Annotated in this window: 4 protein-coding genes; all 4 read right to left on the minus strand. The window is 63.9% G+C overall.

Annotated features, from left to right (window positions below; all coding sequences use genetic code 11):
* Window positions 1–75: 75 nt before the first annotated feature.
* Window positions 76–1,263 carry a 1-deoxy-D-xylulose-5-phosphate reductoisomerase gene (gene dxr / locus ACH2CW_RS09455; protein WP_395057428.1) on the minus strand — a complete coding sequence of 396 codons (1,188 nt, stop codon included), beginning with the start codon at window positions 1,261–1,263 and terminating at the stop codon, window positions 76–78.
* A 10-nt stretch (window positions 1,264–1,273) separates the two neighbouring features.
* On the minus strand, window positions 1,274–2,110 hold the full coding sequence (locus ACH2CW_RS09460; RefSeq protein ID WP_395057430.1) for a phosphatidate cytidylyltransferase: 837 nt from the start codon (window positions 2,108–2,110) through the stop codon (window positions 1,274–1,276).
* Window positions 2,110–2,853 carry a polyprenyl diphosphate synthase gene (gene uppS, locus ACH2CW_RS09465; RefSeq protein ID WP_395057432.1) on the minus strand — a complete coding sequence of 248 codons (744 nt, stop codon included), beginning with the start codon at window positions 2,851–2,853 and terminating at the stop codon, window positions 2,110–2,112. Before uppS ends, ACH2CW_RS09460 begins: the two co-directional genes overlap by 1 nt.
* 26 nt (window positions 2,854–2,879) lie before the next feature.
* Window positions 2,880–3,229: ribosome-recycling factor (locus ACH2CW_RS09470; RefSeq protein WP_395057434.1), on the minus strand; the 350-nt coding region annotated here is incomplete at its 5' end.

Genomic DNA, 3,229 nt, shown 5'->3' on the forward strand with positions numbered 1-3,229 from the left:
CCGTACTCATGGATGGCAATCAGGATGCCGAGTGCAACAACAAAGGCGACCAAGGTCAGCATGGCAATACTCCGGTCAGAGGGTCAGTTTTGCAGCCAGGCCAGTCGCCACCGCGCGCGACTTCCCGTCCAGTTCCAGCAAATCGCCGATACCGCCAATAACGGGCGCAGAAACTGCGTCCAGGGTCGCGCGGTTCACGGCGTGAATCTGGTCAAAGCGTATCCGTTTTTCGAGGAAGGCGGCGACCGCCACTTCATTGGCCGCATTGAGCACTGCCGTGCTGCCGGCAGGCGCGCCGAGCACCTCCCAGGCAAGGGGCAGTCCGGGAAACAGGTCGTCATCCGGCACCGAAAAAGTCATGGTGGCCAGTGCCCGAAAGTCAAGCGCCCGCGCGCCCGAGCGGATACGTCCTGGCCAGGCCAGGCCATAGGCAATCGGCACCCGCATGTCGGGGGTGCCAAGCTGGGCCACCACCGAGGTATCGCGGTACTGCACCATCGAATGGATGATGCTTTGCGGATGAATCACCACCTCGATCTGTTCCGGTGCCAGACCGAACAGGTAACGCGCCTCGATCACTTCCAGCGCCTTGTTCATCATGGTGGCCGAATCCACCGAAATTTTCCGCCCCATCACCCAGTTCGGGTGGGCGCAGGCTTGTTCGGGCGTGACGTCGCGCAGGCTGGCCGGTGCGCGGGTGCGAAACGGCCCGCCGGAAGCGGTCAGGATGATCTTGTCGATGCGCTCGGCCCAGACTGCCGGATCTTCGGGCAGGGACTGAAAAATGGCGGAGTGTTCGCTGTCGATGGGCAGCAACTGGGCGCCGCCCTCGCGCACGGCCTGCATGAAAACCTCGCCGCCGACGACCAGGGCCTCCTTGTTGGCCAGCAACAGCCGCTTGCCCGCACGTGCGGCCGCCATGCAGGCACCCAGGCCCGCTGCGCCCACAATGGCCGCCATCACGGTATCCACACGCTCGTCAGATGCTATGGTTTCGAGAGCATTACTCTCAATCAGGACATGGGTCGACAGTCCATTTGCCTTCAATTTTTCGGCGAGGTCGCGGCCGTGCGCAGAATTGGCCATCACGGCGTAGGCGGGGCGAAAACGCAAACACTGCGCCAGCATGAGGTCGGTTTGTGTGGAGGCGCTGAGGGCAAATACCTCGAAGCGGTCCGGGTGACCGGCGATCACATCCAGGGTGTTGATGCCGACCGAGCCGGTCGAGCCGAGAACGGTGACGCGCTGTTTCTGCAGTGTCATGGGAACCGGATCAGACCGTTACAAGCATCAGGGCCAGCGGGAGCACGGGTACCAGCGCATCGACCCGGTCCAGCACACCGCCGTGTCCGGGCAACAGACCGCTGGAATCCTTGGCACCGGCGCTGCGCTTGACCAGGGATTCGACCAGGTCACCGACCACGCTAAAGGCAGCCAGAAAAATCATGGCCAGCAAGGTCACCGGCAGGCCGTACTGTGAGGCCAGGCGCGCATACAGGCTGTTCCCGGTGCTGTCCAGCATCACCCAGGCAATGCAAAGCACCATCACGCCTACCATGCCGCCCCAGACACCCTCCCAGCTTTTGCCAGGGCTGATGGCCGGCGCCAGCTTTCCTTTGCTGAAACGCCCGCCCAGACCCTTGCCAGCGAAATAGGCACCGATATCGGCGACCCAAACCAGCAGCAGCAGCGACAGCAGGAATTCGATGCCAATAAAACGCGCCTGCGCCACTGCCAACCAGGCAAGCCACAGCGCCAGCACGCCCACCACCAGACGTACGAGCCGCGGAATGCGCGGCCAGCCGGCGACCCCGCTGCGCAGCAGCCAGGCGCCGACCAGCACCCAGGCCGCGCCTGCCAGCCGCCACAGCAGCGGCAGCGGCCGATCGAGCATGCCGAGGTCCCAAGCCATGGCACACAACACGACGCAGACGAATCCGGCCACCAACGAGGCGATGGGGCCGTAGCCGTTGAGGCGCCCCCACTCCCAGGCGCCAGCGGCAATCAGCAGCACGGCGAGGACAGAAAACGGAATGGGTGTCGGGTAAAACAGTGCCGGCAACAAAATGGCCAGCAGCACGATGGCGGTGATCACGCGTTGCTTGAGCATCAGGCGGCCTTCACGGTGGATTTTGGGGAGCCGGGGGCGAGCTGGCCGGAGGTCTTGCCGAAGCGACGTTCGCGGCTGGCATAGACCGCGATCGCCTCATCCAATGCAGCCTCGTCGAAGTCAGGCCAGAGTTTGTCGGAGAAATGCAGTTCGGAATACGCCGCCTGCCAGAGCAGGAAGTTGCTGATGCGCATCTCGCCGCCGGTACGTATCACCAGGTCCGGGTCGGGCACATGGGCCAGCGCCATCGCGCGGTCCAGCGCCATCTCGGTGATGTCCTGGCCGCTTGCGGCCAGCTTGCGGGCGGCTTGGGCAATGTCCCAGCGGCCGCCGTAGTTGAAACACACGTTGAGGATCAGCCGGTTGTTGTCACCCGTCGCCGCCTCGGCCTGGGCCAGACCGACCCTGACCTTGTCCGACAGTTGCTGGCGCTCGCCCACAAAATGCAATTGCACGCCGTTGGCCTTCAGTGATGGCACCTCGCGCGCCAGCGACAGCGCCAGCAGCTCCATCAGGCCAGAGACCTCCTCGGCCGGACGGTTCCAGTTTTCAGATGAAAACGCAAACACGGTCAACACGCAAATACCGCGCGCCATGCAGGCCTTGACACAACGGCTCAGGGCGCCCACGCCCTGCTGGTGGCCGGCCACTCGAGGCAGGAAGCGTTTGCCTGCCCAGCGGCCATTGCCATCCATCACGATGGCAACGTGGTGGGGAACCGGGGTCGGAATGGGTGGGGCCATGTCAGCAGTCAGCGCCTGAGCGCAGATCAGACCGCCATGATGTCTTGTTCCTTGGCGGCGACCAGCTTGTCGACATCGGCAATGAAACGGTCGGTGGACTTCTGCACATCGTCATGGGCGCGGCGCTCGTCGTCCTCCGAGGCCAGCTTGTCCTTGACGAGCTTCTTGACGCCATCGTTGGCGTCGCGGCGCAGGTTGCGGATGGCGACCTTGGCGTGTTCGCCCTCGCCCCGAACGACTTTGGTCAGTTCCTTGCGACGCTCTTCGGTCATGGCCGGCATCGGCACGCGGATCAGGTCGCCCTGGGTGGCAGGGTTGAGGCCGAGGTCGGAATCGCGAATGGCTTTTTCGATCTTGGCACCCATGCCTTTTTCCC

Source organism: Polaromonas sp. (assembly GCF_043778355.1).
Lineage (GTDB): Bacteria > Pseudomonadota > Gammaproteobacteria > Burkholderiales > Burkholderiaceae_C > Polaromonas.

Bases quoted from the DNA above. Each gene is read 5' to 3' on its own strand.
- dxr (WP_395057428.1), bottom strand. From the start codon at position 1,263: ATGACACTGCAGAAACAGCGCGTCACCGTTCTCGGCTCGACCGGCTCG.
- ACH2CW_RS09460 (WP_395057430.1), bottom strand. From the start codon at position 2,110: ATGCTCAAGCAACGCGTGATCACCGCCATCGTGCTGCTGGCCATTTTG.
- uppS (WP_395057432.1), bottom strand. From the start codon at position 2,853: ATGGCCCCACCCATTCCGACCCCGGTTCCCCACCACGTTGCCATCGTG.